Source organism: Lactobacillus sp. B4026 (genome assembly GCF_026535825.1).
GTDB classification, from domain to species: Bacteria; Bacillota; Bacilli; order Lactobacillales; family Lactobacillaceae; genus Lactobacillus; species Lactobacillus panisapium.
This window is the reverse complement of record NZ_JAFNPD010000010.1, coordinates 77,725-94,660: the sequence shown is the minus strand read 5'-3', so window position 1 is coordinate 94,660 and position 16,936 is coordinate 77,725. Positions and strand designations below refer to the sequence as shown.

Sequence of the window (16,936 nt, the reverse complement as noted above, 5' to 3'; positions counted from 1 at the left end):
CGTGCCAAAAGCCCATCACTAAAAACAAGAGCAGGTAGGCCGCCTGCGACAGGCGCACCGGGTTTTTAAACAGCTTTTTCTTCATCGCGAAGAAGGTAAACCGCATGTAGATGTAATCCCTAAACCAAAACGACAGCGTCATGTGCCACCGGTTCCAGAATTCCTTGATATTCTGCGAAATAAACGGCTTGTTAAAGTTCATTGGCGTGTGAATGCCCATGAAGTAGGAAATTGCCACGGCAAACAATGAATAGCCCGCAAAATCAAAGAACAGGTACATGCTGTAACAGTACATGTAAGCCAGCAGCCACCACGATAATTTCAGACCGCCGTTAGCGGTACCGGCAATTAAGGCTGCCCGCTCAATTTTAGGCAGCCAGTAAGTGCCAAAGAACCAGCCCAAGATAAATTTATATAAAAAGCCTTGGAACAGGTAACGCGTGGCTAAGCCTAAATCCGTCAGATAAGCTGTCCGTTTAGGGGCAGCGTCGCATTCTTTGGCAAAGCGCCGGTAACGGTCGATGGGCCCCGAAGAAATCGTTGGGAAAAACAGCAGGAAGCGTAAGTAAGTGACCAAGTCAATTTCCTTAATCGCCCCGTCGCGGACTTCCATGATGACCTGCACGGTTTTGAAAGTGATGTACGAAATCCCCAGAAAGGCCAAGACCCCCGGTATTTTAGCCTGGGGAAAAGCCGTTTGGACTTTTACCAAAATCAGGGGCACAATCGCTAGGAAAACTGCTAGGTAAAAGACCCACGTTTTGTTAGCCCGGTTTTTACGATAATACAGGTAACAATAAGTCAGCAGCAGCTCAAGCAATAAGTATATTAGCAGGCTGACGCCCTGCTGCCACTTATCCCCGTCAAAAATTAGGAAGAGAAAGACCAGCGAAAAAGCTATTTCATATAACTTAAAGCGGTGGCCATAATACAGACCCAAAATAATTGGTATTAAGCCAATCATTAGGAAAACAAAGTAGTGTGGATTCCCATAAGGCTGCATATTAATCAAATTAAAATGCACTACTCGTTAACCTCCTTAATAACGGCCTTGATGTCAACCTTGCCGTTTTGCGAAATCGGTAATTGGTCCCGGTAGACAAATCGCTGCGGAATCATGTACGGCATCAGGTTCTGGGCCAGATCAGCCCGAATCAGCTGCGTAATTTCGTCTTCGCTATAGCGCTTTTTGACGCCTTCTTTTAGTTCGACTTCCGCCACAATTTGCTTGACCGTGTGGTCGCTGCCATATTTAGGCGCAGCCACGCCGTGGGCAACAAACTTATTTTTACCTAAATAATAGTTGATTTCTTCTAATTCGATCCGGTAGCCGTTGAATTTGATTTGGAAATCAATCCGGCCCCGGTAAAAGAGCAAGTCGCCATCAAAGAACCCTTCATCGCCGGAGCGATGGCTCGGATACTGCTCGGACGGCGCTTGGAAGAAAGCCTTTGCCGTTTTTTCCGGGTTATTGAGGTAGCCCTTGGAAGTGCTCGGCCCGGTAATGATAATCTCGCCTTGCCCCGGCTGATCGCCCTTAGTTTTGTCAATCGTGATTTGGGTATCTTCTTTTACCCGCCCGATTGGCAGGCGGTCATAGTTAGCTAAGACTTCCGGCGTAATTTCCACCTGTGTCACCGCCACCGTGGTTTCGGTGGGGCCATAGGTGTTGAAAATCTTGGCCTGCGGGAACTTCTTTTGGAGCAGCTCCGCCTCATTATGCGGTAATTCCTCGCCGCAAAAGAGAAAGTGCGTCAGGTCCGGATGATGTTCGCCCGTAAAGGTCTTGTCCAAAAAGCACATCTGAGCAAATGACGGCGTCGACACCCAAACGTTAAACTGCAATTGCGGCAGCGTTTGGAAAAGCTGCGCAAAGTTTTCCGTCACGTCATGCGGCAGAACGACCAGCTTGCCTGCTCCCACTAAAGCGGGGTATAAGCTCATGACCGACAGGTCAAACGAATACGGCGCTTGGGCCAGAAAACTAGGGTGTGCTGGCAAAGCAAAGTCGCTCATCTCCCAGTTGACAAAACTCAAGAGGTTGTTGTGACTGATCTGCACGCCCTTGGGCTTGCCGCTGGTGCCCGAAGTAAAGATAATGTAGAAATTATCATCGCCCTGAACAAAATTGGCCGGATCAACCGCGTTAGTCGCAGTGCCCACCTCTGCGGGGCGAATAACCTGCAAGTCAGGTAAAGCAATTGCTGGCAGCTCTTCAATCGCAATGATTGCTTCGGCTGCAGCTACTTCTTGAATCAGCACAATTCTTTCGGCATTCGAATAGCTGGCAATCGGAATATAGGCGTGACCGGCTTTAACACAGCCAAGAAAGCTGGCAATCATGTCAAAAGTTTGCCCGCCCCAAATCATAATCGGGCTGCCCGGACTGAGATTAAGGCCCATAATGTAGCCAGCCCAAGCATCGGAACGCTTTTTCAAGTCGCCGTAAGTGTTAGTTTGGCCCAGAAAGTCATAGGCAATCCGGTCTGGCTCAGCCAGCGCAATCTGATCAATTTTCTTGATAATATTTTTAATCATTGTTGTACCACCTTAAAATTCATTGTAAATAAAGTGAACCGAGGTTAGGCCGCTATATTGATACAAATAGATTAATGCTATTAAAATAGCGCAATAAATAATTGTCGTGAGAATAAACTTGCCAACACGTTTAGCACGTGAAGCAGTTTGATCTTTTTTAACCATATTCTTCATATCTCTTTCAATATCAACAAATATACTATCGAACATAGTACTACTGTTCCTGATTAACCAAAGATTTTTTGCTATTCTTTTACCAAATTTAAATATTTTATTAACAATTTCAAAGTTTCTCCAGCTTGCGGCTGGCACTATAAGCGAAATAAAGCGGTATCAAAATAATAAATGGCATAAAAAGAAACGAAAATACCATCAGTATTAAAATTTTTTCCGGCTTATGCCACATTTCACTTTCAGCGGTTGTTAAAACAAAAACGGCAAAGATAACTATAGTAGCTATTTCCAATAAACAGATAATTGCTAAATCTTTTGCGCCAACCATTCGATAAACAAATAGCCACATTGATGCTGGCAATAAACAAAACCACCCAGAAAAACGAAGCCAAAAAGTTATTTTTTTCCGAAATTTTTCTTGTTCCATTTTTCTCCTTACATTCAAAAAACCTTGATATAAAAACAATATATCTAATTATATCAATGTAGTCTTTAACAGACAATTTTTTCATTATTCAAAAATTTACTTTATTTTAGCTTTCGTCATACTTTTTTCACATTTACTTTGTATACTAAGGTTGTGACATGATATGAGACAGTCTTATATCATGTCACACTCAACTTTTTGTTTTTCATTCATACTCCTCCAAGTATAAATAATGAAAAAACCGAAATGACTTTAAGGGTCATTTTCATATCTATCCCTTTCGACTCACGTGTATTACGTGGGTTTTTCTATGCCTTTAAAACTTCTAAAGGAATTCTTTACACTTTTATAAGGGATTTTCTAACTTTACTTCAGAATTAACGTTTATTATTACTAACTGTAGTAAGCGAAAAAGCTTGCTACATACTCCCACTTTTTATTTCATTCATTCTTACTCCTTCAAAGTAGATGAAAACTAACAAGGCTCGCAAATGTTGCGAGCCTTTTTCCTTTGTTATAGGATAAGCATATTGATGTATACACTTACAAATGAAAGGTCCATTAGATGTTTTCCCCCTCCATTCAGCGCTTATTAGAAGAAAAATCTGGTTCATTTATCATTCCAGCTACAAGAATAGCCTTTGTTGAAGATGATAATCCCCTTTACCATGCCTTTTTAATTTTGACGAAAGTCAAATATTCGAAAATTCCTGTACTCGACCGCAAAAGTCGTGTCGTTGGTCTACTTAGTCTAGCCATGATTACTGATAAAATGATGACAACTGACAGCATTACACTTGAGCCATTAAATCAACTAAAAGTGCGCGACGTTATGCAAACCAAGTTTGATAAAATCAACTTTGCGCAGACGACTTTGGAAACTCAGCTGCATTTACTAGTTGATAATGCGTTTTTACCAGTAATCGATGATTATGGTGTCTTCCAAGGGTTACTAACAAGACGTGAGTGGATCAAAGCATTTAACTACGTGGCTCATAATTTTGAGCAAAAGTACGAAGTTCTGCCCAAAAAAATAACAACAAATAAAAAATAACATCTGTTATTACTTTTTTACCACTTTTTTTAAGAGCATTTTTTAACGATTAGCTGAAATATGTACTATAATGACCTTAATGGGAATATATTATTACTACCGCTTGTCTATATTTTATGCATATTAGTATACTGTTTATCGTCATATCTCTTGATATGCATTTTTAAATATATACTAAAACATAATTAGTTGCAGCAAAAAGTTGGCGCTTAGCGTTTAATAATTAAATTAATTTAGTTGGAACAAAAAGAAAGCAGGATTTTTTCCTTTTTATTAGTCAGAATGGAAGATACTAAGATGACAAATAAAACAATTTCTGAGCAATTAACATTTTTAGTCCAAGCGATTATTAAAGATTGGACATATCCTGGGGGACAGGAATTAACTTTAAAGCAGCGGCAAGATTTAGTTGCTCAATTAAAAAAGATTGCCCATGATTCAGATGATTTAAATGAAGCTAGAGTAATTACAGATGCTTTTTATAAAGATAAAGTCGTTAAACATTTCAGGTCAATGGATACAAACTTTTCATGGATTTTTGAAATTTTACAGCATGAATTAGTTTCGGCGAGTCGGTTGCAAAAGTTGCTACTAGATTTGGCTCGTGAAGAACACTTTTCAGATGAAGGAATTAAAAAAATCAATCATTATTTTGCGGAATCGTCTGATCACGGCGACAACGACAACTTTATTACTTTGTCTTCGTCAGATGTCATTGACTCAATAAGCCGTGCTAAGACATTTCAAGTTGATCATACTGCCGAAAAAGATGATGATACTAAAACACCGGTATCGGAAAAGGCGCAAGTCAATAATGATACGGATGTAGGCGAACCCAAAGGTCACGCAGACAATATTATCAATTTAAAAGATTATTGAAGAAAACGAAAGTTAAGTCATTTAATACTGTTAGCTCTGTTTCCATTCAAATTTATTTGGACGGTAATTTTCACCAGAGCAGAGTATGTTAGATTTAACTTTCTTTTTTTTTGCATTTTTTAGCTTGACTAAAATTTTTGATCTAATTTAGACTTATTCTAATTAAAATAAGTAATTTAGTGTTAAAATTGGAAGCAAATAATTTTATTTTAGTCACTGGAGGAAACAGACAATGAGTTTAAGACGGCAATGGAAGTTTATTCTTGTACTGGTAATTGGTGCAATTGGCCTTATTTGCCAATTTGGCTTTCACACCAAAAGCTTGTTTCAAATCGGTAACTTGCAGTTCCCGATTCAAGCAATATTAATTGATGTTGTGGGCATCATGATGACAATTTCATTATTAGGTGAAATTGTCAGTGATTTTAAATCTGGCCGTTACGGCGTTGACATCTTGGCAGTTATCGCAGTTATTTCAACTATTTTAATTGGCGATATCTGGGCAGAATGGATGATTCTAGTCATGATGACTGGTGGACAAACATTGGAAGATTATGCCACCGGCCAAGCCGACAAAGAATTAAGATCGCTTCTCAGCAATTCACCCACAATCGCTAATAAAATAGTTAACAGCGAGTTAGAGTCAGTTAAAGTAGAAGATTTAAACATTAACGATCACGTTTTGATTAAACCGGGCGAACAGGTTCCGGTAGACGGAAAAGTGGTCAGCGGAGAATCAAGTTTCGACCAGTCCTCGTTAACTGGCGAATCAGTGCCAGTGCACAAAAATATTGGTGATGAATTAATGTCTGGCTCAATTAATGGTAGCGTAGCGGTGGAAATGGTTGTCACAAAGAAGGCGAGCGATTCTGAGTACCAAACTATTGTTTCATTAGTTGAATCATCACAAGCCAAACCGGCAAAATTTGTTAAAATGGCTGATCGCTACGCTGTTCCCTTTACTATCATTTCCCTAGTAATCGGAATTGCTGCCTGGATTCATTCAGGTAATCCAATTAATTTCGCTGAAGTTATGGTAGTCGCTTCCCCTTGCCCGCTTTTAATTGCTGCACCGGTGGCTCTTGTTTCGGGCATGAGTTCAATGTCAAAACATCATATTATTGTTAAATCCGGTCCAACACTTGAAAAATTGGCTACGGCCAAGACCTTTGCTTTTGATAAAACTGGTACTTTGACTGAAAACCAATTGGTAATCGATGAGATTGTGCCTGCCAAAGGAACTTCTTTTAGCCAAGAACTACTATTAAGCTATGCTACAAGTGTTGAACAACAATCCAGCCATATTATTGCCAACTCTCTAGTTGATGTGACTGATAAAAAATTATTGAAACCTGCTACCGATATTAAGGAAACAACTAGCCAGGGAATCAGTGGGATCGTTGAAAATCACTTAGTTAAAGTGGGTAAAATGAGCTTTGTGACTGAAGAAAAAGTAGCTTCATCAGTTAACTCAACGGCAATTTATATTTCAGTTGATAACCAGTATGCTGGTTACATTACTTTTAAAGATCAGGTACGACCAGAAAGCCAGCAAACTATTGCTCGGTTAAAGCGGCAAAGTGGAGCTCACATCATGATGTTAACGGGTGACCACCAGGATGTAGCTGAAAAAATTGGTAAAACAGTTGGCGTGAACGATATTCGGTATAATTTATTACCTGCACAAAAAATTGAAGCAATTAAACAAGTGCCAAAAGAAAAGCGTCCAGTTGTCATGACTGGTGACGGCATCAATGATGCGCCAAGTTTGACTGCTGCTGATGTTGGTATCGCCATGGGTGCTAAGGGGGCTTCTGCCGCTAGTGAAAGTGCTGATGCAATCATCATGGTTAATGATTTATCTAAAATTAATGATGCTGTAGCAATTTCTAAGCATACAATGAAGGTAGCAAATGTTGATGTTTTAACTGCTATTACAATCGTGGTTATCATCGAATTAATCGCCTTTACCGGAGTTATTCCAGCTTTCTGGGGGGCAATTTTACAAGAAGTTGTTGATATGATTTCCATTAGCTTAGCTCTTTTAGCAAAAACTACCCCGAAAAATCCAGCCCAAACAGGTTTCGCAGAACCACAAAAATAATTTACCTACAAAAAGAACCTTGTAAACCATTTGGTGTTCAAGGTTCTTTTTTTCTATTACAAAGTGGTGTTGTTACACATGAAACCATCTTGTTATTCTTTAGTCATCTACCCTGATCAAAAGCAACTTATATAAAGCCTAGCGAGTTAAACAGCACATGAGTAATAACCGAATACCGCAAATCCTTTGTTTGAATATAAACCCAGGCCAAAATGCACCCCAAAAGCCAATAGATTAAAATAAATTTAGTTAAGCCAGGATCATGTGCAAAGCCAAAAACAAAACCGCTGGCCAATATCCCAACCCATTTATTGAAATTAGTATTATCAGAGAAAAACATATTAAAAAATAGCCCACGAAAGATGGTTTCTTCAAAAACTGGCGCAATAACCGTAATCATCGGGATAAAAAAGCTACCGGCGTGTTTTGAAATGGCATTAAGATCAGCCTGATTAGTTGAAGTAGTATTAACTCCAATATGAAGGATTAGTATCAATGCGATTTCTGATAGAAGCATTACAAATGCAGCTACCACAGCGAGCAATAATCTATTAGTTGACCAATGCGGTTTTTCGTTAAACTGCCAGTCATTTTTCCTATTCAGCTGCCCACGGTAATATTGCAATAAAATAAAAAGGATTACTAACGTTACTATGAGAGTTAGTGCTAAATAAATACCAGTATTCAGATGATAATTTTTAATTATTTTATTCGGAAAAAAATAAAATTGTTCAACTACTCCGTACATGACAAAGGCTAAAATGATGACAATTATATTTCCCAGGAAATAAATGGGTTTTTTCATTTTGACTTTTCCTTTAAAGTAACAGCCAATAAGTTAGATGATTTATTTATTATGGACGTTAATATCTCCAGGTGCAAGTTTCAAGTGGTAATTACCCGTCGGCGCTAATTATTCCCTAGGAAATAATTAGCTTTATCAAAGATAACTACTTTTATAACGCTAATTCCATTTAATCTGTGCAGGCTTTATTTGCTATTACTTTTCTCCTCTTTCTACTATAATAGAATTAGTCTTTTTACTGACGGAGGAAATTATGAACAATCTTTTTCAATTTTTCAGCCAAAATAGGCCATTTATTTATTTGTCACTAATAATGTTGGCGTCTTTTCTTGTTTTCTTAATTTCTTGGCTAAAGGAACCACGTAGATTGCTAAACGGGATTCTTTTTACAGTTTTTCTGTTAATGTTTGGAATCTGGCTAACCGTAGCAATTTTATCTACTAGTTTAAGGCCACTAATTCTTTCCTATGAAATACTACTAGTTCTTTTCATTGGTGCAATTACCCTTATTGTCACTTTTTCTTGGCTATTCTTTCTATGGAATGCCTATTTTGTTTGGAAACGAGAGACGCACACTCTGTCAAATCTCTTAACCCTATTTATCGGTATTGCCATTCTGGTCTCCTGGATTGTAGCTTTAGTTGGTCCGTTTAATAACTTTCCTTCCTGGGCAAAAACACTGCTATACACACCAATAGCTATCATTGATTATCTATTGTTTGTGGCTTATAATTTTTTGGTTAATTTAACGCTTTACCAAATTGTTCCGCGACAATATAATCAGGATTACCTAATTGTTCTCGGTGCTGGTTTAGCCAAGGGTAATACTGTTACTCCTTTATTAGCAAGTCGTATCAATCGTGCTATCCAGTATGCGCAAAAGCAAGTTGCTAAAGGGCGCAAAATGCCTAAATTAATTATGTCTGGGGGCAAAGGTGGCGACGAACAAATTTCTGAAGCCGAAGCAATGTCCCAATATGCTGTTGGCCGTGGAATCAAATCCGATTACATTATTTTAGAGACCCAATCTAAAAACACTTTTCAAAATATGAAGTATTCCGCAGCAGCCGCTTTTAATGACTTCGGTAGTAAAAATTATCGTGCTAAATTTTTCAGTAATAACTATCACATCTTTCGGGCAGCATTATTCGCTAAAAAAGCTGGGCTTAATGCCAATGGTGTGGGAGCCTATACCAGATTTTACTTTCTTCCCAACGCTATAGTAAGAGAATTCGCAGCTATCCTTGTGCTTAACAAAAAGCGTCATCTTATTATTACTTTGTTAATTATTGTTTTCTTTATTATTTATGCCCTTTTGCAATTAACCGGGCTCGCACATTAATCTCGAATTCAACTTTAAGTCCAAAGCATATTTCTAAGAAATATGCTTTTTGTCTTATAAAAACAATTTTTAATTAGCTATTTTATTGCAACAAAGTTAATATATTCTAAACATTAGTAACTAACTTTAGATTTACTTATTTATAAATGTTAAACTGCTCTTTATAATTATTTAATCAAATAATCAAAAGGAAAAGGAAAACAGCAAATGCTTCAATTAAAGAACTTACGCAAGTCTTATCATGTTGGCGACTCTGTGACGCATGCTTTGGATGATGTGTCCATTTCATTTCGAAACCAGGAATTTGTGGCAATACTTGGTCCTAGTGGATCGGGTAAAACGACGATGCTAAACGTTATTGGTGGCCTTGACCGCTATGACAGTGGCGACTTGATTATTAATGGCAAATCAACTAAAAATTTTAAGGAAACCGATTGGGACGCATATCGTAACAATTCCGTCGGCTTTGTTTTTCAGAATTATAATTTAATTTCACACTTATCAATTATCGCAAATGTTGAGTTGGGAATGAACCTATCTGGCGTTCCTGCATCTGAAAGACGCAAACGTGCGATTGACGCCTTAACAGAAGTTGGATTAAAAGATCACATCTCAAAAAATCCTAACCAGTTATCTGGTGGTCAAATGCAGCGGGTCGCAATTGCACGTGCACTTGCCAACGATCCTGATATTCTTTTGTGTGACGAGCCCACCGGTGCTTTAGATACTGAAACCTCCGTGCAAATCATGAAGCTAATCAAAAAATTGTCGAAAGACCGACTTGTTGTCATGGTTACTCACAATTCTGACCTAGCTAAAGAGTATGCTTCGCGAATCGTTAATTTTCAAGATGGCAAAATTCTAAATGACTCCAATCCATTTACACCTGACAATGAGAAAGATACGTTTAATTTAAAACGGACAAAAATGTCTTATTGGAATGCTATCAAACTAAGCTTTACCAATATCATGACTAAAAAAGGGCGAACTACTTTAACTGCGTTTGCCTCTAGTATTGGAATTATCTCAATTGCTATCGTCTTGGCGCTGTCCAATGGTTTTCAAAAACAAATTGATACCACAATGAGCAAGGCTTTGGCCAAGTATCCGGTAACGATTACGAAGACTGCAACTGATCTTAATAGTATTAGAGATCGTGACACTGCTAACAAAAATGTTAAAAATCGGGGTTATATTACCGCTAAACAGGACAGACTACAAAAATCTTCCCATGAAAACAAAATTACGCGCGAATACATTAATTATGTGAAAAAAATCAACCCCAAATATGCCAATAATATTTCTTATCAAGTTGGCGTCAGCCTTAATCTAATTGGTAATAATAATGGGCAGATCAAACCCGTTCAGTTTTCACCCCTTCCAGCTGGAACAGCTGCTTCACAAGCATACGAACAGATGCAATCCCAAGCTGCTAGTGTATCCTTTATGGGATCATCAGTTTTCCCAACCTCGCTTGATCAAAGCAAAGGAAACTTCCTTAAAGATAACTACCAACTTCTTTCGGGTACATGGCCTAGCAAGGCAACCGATTTAGTTATGGTAGTGGATAATAAAAATTCGCTTAATCTTAATATCTTGAAGAATCTTGGCATTAAAATTAAGTCCGGTGAAAAACTAGACTATCACAAGCTAATCGGCAAGGAATTCAAGGTAGTTTCTAACAATAATTATTATCAGGAATTGCCAACTGGCATGTTTGTTCCTAAAAAGCCTGATAAGACAATGTATGATAATAGCAAAATCAAATTACGTCTTGTCAGCGTGATTCGACCAAAGAATGAAGATTCAATGGCCCTACTTTCTGAAGGTATTGTCTACAGCGATAAATTAGCTGTTAAAATTATTGATGAGAATCAAAACTCTGCTATCGTCAAAGCTCAAAAAAAGACTTCTCGCAACGTCATGACTGGGCAAAATATGAATGCCACTGTTAAGAAGCAAATGATGCAATCCATCGGGGGCTCTGCTCTTCCTGCAGGGATTATGATCTACCCTAATGATTTTGATTCTAAAGACAAGGTTTTAGATTACCTTGATAAGTGGAATAAGGGTAAAAAGAAGAAAGATCAGATTCTGTACACTGATATGTCGAGCGCGGTTACTTCCATGACTGGTGGTTTACTCAGCGGAATTACAACTGTGCTAGTCGCCTTTGCAGCAATTTCGCTTGTAACTTCGATGATTATGATTGGTATTTTAACTTACACATCAGTACTAGAACGAACCAAAGAAATCGGTATTTTAAAGGCTCTTGGAGCAAGAAAGAAAGACATTACCCGTGTGTTTGATGCCGAAACATTTATCTTAGGAATTTTTTCAGGTGTATTAGGTATCGTCATTGCCCAATTGCTTATTTTCCCGATTAATAGCGTCTTATATTCTATGACCGATCTTGCAAATGTCGCACAACTTAATCCAGTTCACGCGCTAATCTTAATAGTTATTTCTACTATTTTAACCGTACTAGGTGGACACTTACCTGCACGAATGGCAGCTAAGAAAGACGCAGCGATTGCTTTAAGAAGTGAATAAAATCGTTAAAAACAATTATTATGTTACATGTGAAACATGCTTCCATAATAATTGTTTTTTGTTTGCCAAAAATTTTTGAATAAAAGTTATGTTTCTTTTTTTAGCTAGTTGACAGATTGGTATATGCCAATTTATAATTAGCATTAAGATATTTTGGAGGCATAATTATGAAAATCATCGTTACAGATAGTAAAGAAAATGGCAGCACTGAAGGTTTCAAGCTTTTTGAAAAAAGCATTAACAATGGTGCTAAGGTAATCGGCTTAGCAACTGGCTCTACCCCAGTAGGTCTATATCAAGAATGGACTGAAAGCAATCTTGATAACTCTGATTTGATCAGTATTAACCTTGACGAATATGTTGGCTTAACTTCTGACAATGATCAAAGCTATCACTACTTCATGCAAAAAAACTTGTTTGCAAAGAAGCCTTTTAAAAAGTCATACATTCCTGATGGAATAAAAGCAATTAATGATCCACAAGGTGCATCTGATGATTACAACCAAATTATCGCTGAAAATCCAATCGACATTCAGCTTCTAGGTTTAGGTCAAAACGGTCATATTGCTTTTAACGAACCAGGAACACCTTTTGATTCGGTAACTCATGAAGTTAAATTGACTGAAAATACCATTCAAGCCAATTCACGTTTCTTCAGTAAGATTGAAGATGTGCCAAAATCTGCAATTTGTATGGGTATTGCAAATATCATGGCAGCAAAAGAGATTGTCATTATGGCCTTTGGTGAAAACAAAGCGGATGCTGTTAAGAAGATGGTTGAAGGCCCTGTAACCGAAGATGTACCTGCTTCAATTTTGCAAAAACATGATAATGTAACACTTATTGTCGATAATGCTGCTGCAAGTAAGCTTAGTGCTAGTGCAAAGAATTAGATAATAAAATAACAAAGATAGAAAAAAGATGCATTAATGCATCTTTTTTTGTGTCCTAAAACAGTAAATCCTAAGCAGATATAAATCGGTGCATATCGCTAGGCTAACAAAATAATCCGTATTATGATTAAGTTGAATCATGAGAGGATGGTGATAAGTTGAAGCGAAGTAAAAAGTGGTTACTGGTAGTGTTAATGATTTTATTATTACCCTTGCCAATTTACTTTCTATGGGAAACTAGTGGTTTTTGGCAAAAGTATTTAAAGATTAAACTACCCAGTATGGGGACACTAAATCCAGTACTAGAATGGTATTTAATCGTTGTCAGCGCTGTTGTCCTTTTAGTTTTAATTATTAGTTTATTAGTTGTCCTATTTTGGCCTGTTCAAAGGTACTTTATTTTGATTCACAAGCATGACGGACAAGTCAAAGTTACTAGCAAAGCAATTAATGGCTACGTCATGAATTCATTGGCAGATTTGCCTTTTATTAATAAAGTCAAGGTTGATTCAAAACTCACTAATCATAAGATCAACATCAAAATTAGTGGTAATCTTGGGCGCGGTGAAAATGTTAGTGCCCTTCTCGAAAATTACTTAGAAGAGTTAAAGAACAACCTTAACCGGTTATTGGGAATTGAACAGAAGCCAAAGATCAAAATCAAATTTGTTAATTATCAAAACCCCGATAAACCAGAGACGCGCGTTCAATAAAGGAGGCTGAAATGAACGAAATTTTACAAAAACACCTCCCAGAAATATGCGGTGCTGTAATCGGCTTGTTACTAGCATTTTGTTTTTTGGGACTAGGATTTTTTAAAACTATTTTTGTAGTCGTAATGTTAGTAGTTGGTTTTTTAGTCGGACACTATTGGCCCCTGCTGAAAAGTCTTGTAAGTAAACAATAATTGAAAGGAACTTAATATGGTACAAAATAATAATCAAAATAGTGCAAACAACTCAAGCAGCTCAAAGCAAGAAATTAAGGGCGACTTAAAGTATGACGAAAAAGTCATTCAAAAGATTATTGGTATTGCCCTCTCCGATGTTAAAGGCTTATTGGATGTTAACGGCGGCTTTTTCTCAAACTTAGCTGACAAGATTGTTAACAACGATGATGTTACCAATGGTGTTAATGTTGAAGTTGGTAAAAAGCAAGTAGCAGTTGATATCGAAATTATTGCTGAATACGGTGTTGAAATTCCTAAACTTTATGATGAAATCAGACAAAAGATTTACGACAAGGTTAAGGAAATGACGGGCTTAGACACGGTTGAAGTTAATGTCACCGTTGTTGATATTAAGACTAAAGAAGAACACGAAAAAGATTCAGTCAGTCTGCAAGATCGGATTACCGGTGCAACACAAGATGCCAAGGATAAGATTGGCGAACAAAAAGATAAGGTTGAAGACAAAGTCGAAGATAAAAAAGAAGACCGCGTTAAATAATCACCCTTTAGCAGGATAAGTTTTAAAAAGTGAAGTAGTACACTTAAATGCTACGTCACTTTTTTGGTTTCACGTGAAACGAAGTACTTTTTATCAAAGCAAAATAGCGCAAAAGTCGTCTAATTAGCTGAATTTTTTATGTAGCAATAACTAAATCTACCGCCATTAACAACTAAGATAACCTCTTAAATTTTATACCAGTTATTGCATAAAAATATTGCCAGTTTATTACTGTTTAAAAACAAAATAATATACCAAAAATTGACGACAGTTTTTTTAGCACTGCTCAGTTACTTGGTTTCACGTGAAACAATAACTATTGATCTAAATATTGAAAAATATTTGGTTGTACTCAGTAATTTTTTTAACTATTTTATACAAAATCACTTGACTTTTTAGTGGCAATTTCAATTAACTTTTTACTTGTATGCCACTATATCTCGTATTAAACTAGATAAGAATCTATATATTGTATTTAAGAAAGAACGTGATTCAAGTTATTGTTTTAAGCGGGCCAATTGGAGCCGGTAAATCCAGTTTAACCAGTATTTTAGCCGAACATTTAGGTACTCAGGCCTTTTATGAAGGAGTTGATAATAATCCAGTTCTTCCTTTATATTACAAGGACATGAAGCGGTACACTTTTTTACTTAATATCTACTTGCTCAACCATCGGTTAGCTCAAATTAATCAGGCAGTCAGAGAAAAAAATAGCGTTTCCGATCGTTCAATTTATGAAGATGCACTCTTTTTCCAGATGAACGCTGAAAGTAAGGTTGCCGACCCTACTGAATTTAAAATTTATGACAGTCTGCTTGAAAATATGATGGAGGATACTCCTGGAAATCCAAGCAAAAAGCCTGACTTATTAATTTACATTCGCGTATCTTTAGACACAATGTTAAAACGCATTGAAAAACGTGGCCGTTCTTATGAGCAAATCAGTACTGATCCTAGTCTGAAAGATTACTACGCACGTTTGATTCGCTACTATGAACCATGGTATGAAAACTATGATGCATCTGCCAAAATAGCAATTGACGGTGATCGGTATGATTTCATCGGCAACGAAGACGCTAAAAAAGAAGTTTTGAACCAGATTGATAATAAATTGCGTAAAATCGGCAATTTGAAATAAAGAAGGAACGTGATGACAGTTATTGTTTTAAGTGGCCCAATTGGAGCCGGTAAATCCAGTCTAACCAGTATTTTAGCTAAATATTTAGGAACTAAGCCTTTCTATGAAAGTGTTGACGACAATCCTGTCTTGCCACTTTTTTATGCTGACCCTAAGAAATATGCATTTTTACTGCAAGTCTTTTTCCTAAATACACGCTTTCGTAGTATCAAAGATGCGCTAACCGATGATAACAATGTGCTTGATCGTTCCATCTATGAAGATGCACTCTTTTTCCAAATGAACGCAGACATTGGCCGCGCAACTACTGAAGAAGTTGACACCTATTATGAGCTTTTGAATAATATGATGGATGAGCTAAAGCATATGCCAAAGAAAAATCCTGACTTGCTTGTTCACATTAATGTTTCTTATGATACAATGCTCAAACGAATTCAAAAGCGTGGCCGACCGTACGAACAGCTCAGTTATGACGCAACGCTTGAGGATTATTACAAACGGCTCTTACGTTATTACAAGCCATGGTACGAAAACTATGACTACTCGCCAAAAATGGAAATAAATGGCGATGAACTTGACTTTATGACGGATGAGCACGCTCGCGAAGTTGTTTTAGAGCAAATTGTTGCTAAATTAAAGGAAATGGGCAAGTTGCCTGAATCGTGGGATAAGTCAACGAAAATTGAAATTGATGCCTAAAGATCTAATCGCTTTTCTACTTAAAAGTTAGAGAAGCGATTTTTTTTGCCATTTTGCAATGATAGTGCTTAATTAAGCGATATCATTTAAAAAGTCTACAGTCATATGCTTTATCAGAAAAAAACTGTGGTATGCTTGTTCTATGTAACTTTTTCAGGTAATTTTAATTTCACCTAGAATTCAACTAACTCAGCTGAGTTGTACGGCTGCTACAAAGGAGAACACAATGAACTATATTATCTCAATCATGCCTTCTCTATTTTCTGGCGCAAAAATGACGCTAATCCTCTTTATATGGACACTCGTTATCTCTATTCCTCTTGGCATCATTGTCAGCTTAGGCTTAGTCTCACACTTTAAACCATTACGCCTAGTCTTGAAATTTTATATATGGATTATGCGGGGAACGCCGCTGTTATTACAATTAATTTTTATTTTTTACGGTTTGCCAATTATTGGTATCATTTTTCAGAGATATAATGCTGCCCTTTTTGCATTTGTTTTAAACTATACCGCGTATTTTGCCGAAATTTTTCGGGGTGGTTTTCAATCTGTTCCAGCTGGGCAATATGAAAGTGCGCACGTATTGCAATTAACATACTGGCAGACTCTGCGACATATTATTATTCCGCAAGTAAGCAAAATTGTAATCCCGTCAATTGGTAACGAGGTGATTAACCTGGTAAAAGATACCTCGTTAGTATACGTTATCGGCCTAGGCGAACTGTTACGAGCTGGGAATGTGGCAACTGCACGTGACGTAACCCTTGTTCCATTGGTCTTAGTAGGCATAATTTACTTATTAATGACAGGAATTGCTTCATTTGTATTGAAAAAGATTGAACATAATTACTCTAAATGGAAATAGAGAAAAGGAACTAT

17 protein-coding genes are annotated in these 16,936 nt (G+C 37.2%); 12 read left to right on the top strand and 5 right to left on the bottom strand.

The features are described 5' to 3' along the window. From dltB to J3U69_RS08720, 4 genes are all read right to left on the bottom strand, one after another. The coding region (gene dltB / locus J3U69_RS08735) for a D-alanyl-lipoteichoic acid biosynthesis protein DltB (RefSeq protein ID WP_323848324.1) at positions 1–1,012 on the bottom strand (1,012 nt) is incomplete at its 3' end. Between the two features lie 11 nt (positions 1,013–1,023). Then, on the bottom strand, positions 1,024–2,538 hold the full coding sequence (gene dltA, locus J3U69_RS08730; protein WP_267413739.1) for a D-alanine--poly(phosphoribitol) ligase subunit DltA: 1,515 nt from the start codon (positions 2,536–2,538) through the stop codon (positions 1,024–1,026). Positions 2,539–2,550: 12 nt separating this feature from the next. Next, the gene (locus tag J3U69_RS08725; protein ID WP_220235482.1) at positions 2,551–2,703 is read right to left on the bottom strand and encodes a teichoic acid D-Ala incorporation-associated protein DltX; all 153 of its coding nucleotides are present in this window, start codon (positions 2,701–2,703) and stop codon (positions 2,551–2,553) included. Positions 2,704–2,821: 118 nt separating this feature from the next. Beyond that, positions 2,822–3,139, bottom strand: a complete 318-nt coding sequence (locus tag J3U69_RS08720; protein ID WP_103752601.1) for a hypothetical protein — start codon at positions 3,137–3,139, stop codon at positions 2,822–2,824. A 565-nt stretch (positions 3,140–3,704) separates the two neighbouring features. Between J3U69_RS08720 and cbpB the strand changes: the two genes are divergently transcribed. The 3 genes from cbpB to J3U69_RS08705 all read left to right on the top strand — a co-directional run bounded on the left by cbpB (position 3,705) and on the right by J3U69_RS08705 (position 7,176). Then, a complete protein-coding gene (gene cbpB, locus J3U69_RS08715) occupies positions 3,705–4,193 on the top strand; it encodes a cyclic-di-AMP-binding protein CbpB (protein WP_267413738.1) in 489 nt (162 codons plus the stop codon). A 297-nt stretch (positions 4,194–4,490) separates the two neighbouring features. Then, complete coding sequence (locus J3U69_RS08710) at positions 4,491–5,072, top strand: hypothetical protein (protein WP_220220393.1); 582 nt, start codon at positions 4,491–4,493, stop codon at positions 5,070–5,072. Between the two features lie 232 nt (positions 5,073–5,304). Beyond that, positions 5,305–7,176, top strand: a complete 1,872-nt coding sequence (locus J3U69_RS08705; protein WP_267413737.1) for a heavy metal translocating P-type ATPase — start codon at positions 5,305–5,307, stop codon at positions 7,174–7,176. Between the two features lie 127 nt (positions 7,177–7,303). Here J3U69_RS08705 and J3U69_RS08700 read toward each other — a convergent pair whose 3' ends face one another. Continuing rightward, positions 7,304–7,981: a CPBP family intramembrane glutamic endopeptidase gene (locus J3U69_RS08700; protein ID WP_267413736.1), complete on the bottom strand. Its 678-nt coding sequence runs from the start codon at positions 7,979–7,981 to the stop codon at positions 7,304–7,306. Between the two features lie 250 nt (positions 7,982–8,231). Here J3U69_RS08700 and J3U69_RS08695 point away from each other — a divergent pair, with 250 nt between their 5' ends. The 9 genes from J3U69_RS08695 to J3U69_RS08655 all read left to right on the top strand — a co-directional run bounded on the left by J3U69_RS08695 (position 8,232) and on the right by J3U69_RS08655 (position 16,922). Then, positions 8,232–9,323 carry a YdcF family protein gene (locus J3U69_RS08695; RefSeq protein ID WP_374106542.1) on the top strand — a complete coding sequence of 364 codons (1,092 nt, stop codon included), beginning with the start codon at positions 8,232–8,234 and terminating at the stop codon, positions 9,321–9,323. 207 nt (positions 9,324–9,530) lie between these two features. Continuing rightward, a complete protein-coding gene (locus J3U69_RS08690) occupies positions 9,531–11,876 on the top strand; it encodes an ABC transporter ATP-binding protein/permease (protein ID WP_267413735.1) in 2,346 nt (781 codons plus the stop codon). Between the two features lie 167 nt (positions 11,877–12,043). Further along, on the top strand, positions 12,044–12,769 hold the full coding sequence (locus tag J3U69_RS08685; protein ID WP_267413734.1) for a glucosamine-6-phosphate deaminase: 726 nt from the start codon (positions 12,044–12,046) through the stop codon (positions 12,767–12,769). A 158-nt stretch (positions 12,770–12,927) separates the two neighbouring features. Beyond that, positions 12,928–13,482, top strand: coding sequence for an alkaline shock response membrane anchor protein AmaP (amaP, locus tag J3U69_RS08680; RefSeq protein ID WP_103752609.1), 555 nt, complete (start codon positions 12,928–12,930; stop codon positions 13,480–13,482). Between the two features lie 11 nt (positions 13,483–13,493). Further along, a complete protein-coding gene (locus tag J3U69_RS08675; RefSeq protein ID WP_103752610.1) occupies positions 13,494–13,676 on the top strand; it encodes a DUF2273 domain-containing protein in 183 nt (60 codons plus the stop codon). Between the two features lie 16 nt (positions 13,677–13,692). Continuing rightward, positions 13,693–14,217: an Asp23/Gls24 family envelope stress response protein gene (locus J3U69_RS08670; protein WP_267413733.1), complete on the top strand. Its 525-nt coding sequence runs from the start codon at positions 13,693–13,695 to the stop codon at positions 14,215–14,217. Positions 14,218–14,704: 487 nt separating this feature from the next. Beyond that, positions 14,705–15,355: a deoxynucleoside kinase gene (locus J3U69_RS08665; protein WP_267413732.1), complete on the top strand. Its 651-nt coding sequence runs from the start codon at positions 14,705–14,707 to the stop codon at positions 15,353–15,355. A 12-nt stretch (positions 15,356–15,367) separates the two neighbouring features. Then, complete coding sequence (locus tag J3U69_RS08660) at positions 15,368–16,054, top strand: deoxynucleoside kinase (protein ID WP_267413730.1); 687 nt, start codon at positions 15,368–15,370, stop codon at positions 16,052–16,054. A 226-nt stretch (positions 16,055–16,280) separates the two neighbouring features. Further along, complete coding sequence (locus tag J3U69_RS08655; protein ID WP_103752614.1) at positions 16,281–16,922, top strand: amino acid ABC transporter permease; 642 nt, start codon at positions 16,281–16,283, stop codon at positions 16,920–16,922. The last annotated feature ends 14 nt before the right edge of the window (positions 16,923–16,936 follow it).

Coding starts and splice junctions, on each gene's coding strand:
- dltA (WP_267413739.1), bottom strand. CDS start 2,538: ATGATTAAAAATATTATCAAGAAAATTGATCAGATTGCGCTGGCTGAG.
- J3U69_RS08725 (WP_220235482.1), bottom strand. CDS start 2,703: ATGGTTAAAAAAGATCAAACTGCTTCACGTGCTAAACGTGTTGGCAAG.
- J3U69_RS08720 (WP_103752601.1), bottom strand. CDS start 3,139: ATGGAACAAGAAAAATTTCGGAAAAAAATAACTTTTTGGCTTCGTTTT.
- cbpB (WP_267413738.1), top strand. CDS start 3,705: ATGTTTTCCCCCTCCATTCAGCGCTTATTAGAAGAAAAATCTGGTTCA.
- J3U69_RS08710 (WP_220220393.1), top strand. CDS start 4,491: ATGACAAATAAAACAATTTCTGAGCAATTAACATTTTTAGTCCAAGCG.
- J3U69_RS08705 (WP_267413737.1), top strand. CDS start 5,305: ATGAGTTTAAGACGGCAATGGAAGTTTATTCTTGTACTGGTAATTGGT.
- J3U69_RS08700 (WP_267413736.1), bottom strand. CDS start 7,981: ATGAAAAAACCCATTTATTTCCTGGGAAATATAATTGTCATCATTTTA.
- J3U69_RS08690 (WP_267413735.1), top strand. CDS start 9,531: ATGCTTCAATTAAAGAACTTACGCAAGTCTTATCATGTTGGCGACTCT.
- J3U69_RS08685 (WP_267413734.1), top strand. CDS start 12,044: ATGAAAATCATCGTTACAGATAGTAAAGAAAATGGCAGCACTGAAGGT.
- J3U69_RS08675 (WP_103752610.1), top strand. CDS start 13,494: ATGAACGAAATTTTACAAAAACACCTCCCAGAAATATGCGGTGCTGTA.
- J3U69_RS08670 (WP_267413733.1), top strand. CDS start 13,693: ATGGTACAAAATAATAATCAAAATAGTGCAAACAACTCAAGCAGCTCA.
- J3U69_RS08660 (WP_267413730.1), top strand. CDS start 15,368: ATGACAGTTATTGTTTTAAGTGGCCCAATTGGAGCCGGTAAATCCAGT.
- J3U69_RS08655 (WP_103752614.1), top strand. CDS start 16,281: ATGAACTATATTATCTCAATCATGCCTTCTCTATTTTCTGGCGCAAAA.